The following is a 297-nucleotide window of genomic DNA, read 5'->3' as shown; positions in this document are numbered from 1 at the left end:
GTCCATCTCGGCACCGGCATAGCTTATGAGATTCATTTTCTTCACGATCTTGGGGGTGAACATGTATTTCATGTTCCCCTGATCTTCCCTGTTTACCAGAGTATCGAAATCGTAGTCCATCCTAGTCATTCTCTCCGATTTCGATAACTGCCTCTATCTCAACCGTGAAATCCAACGGAAGCTGACTGGCACCGACGGCAGTTCGGGCGTGCCTTCCGGCTTCACCGAATACCTCAAACAAAAGTTCCGAAGCGGCGTTTGCTACGATATGCTGCTTGTTGAATCCTGTTTCGCTGT

General features: G+C 48.8%; 1 protein-coding gene. It reads right to left on the bottom strand.

Features of this window, described 5'->3' with window-relative positions; translation table 11 throughout:
• Nucleotides 1-121: 121 nt before the first annotated feature.
• A partial coding sequence (locus B3N33_RS12535) for a RidA family protein (RefSeq protein WP_292593525.1) occupies nt 122-297 on the bottom strand: 176 nt, incomplete at its 5' end.

Origin of the sequence: Mesotoga sp. UBA5825 (assembly GCF_002432955.1) — a bacterium.
Taxonomy (GTDB): Bacteria; Thermotogota; Thermotogae; order Petrotogales; family Kosmotogaceae; genus Mesotoga.
The sequence above is the reverse complement of the archived record's forward strand: the minus strand, read 5'-3'. Positions and strand labels throughout refer to the sequence as shown.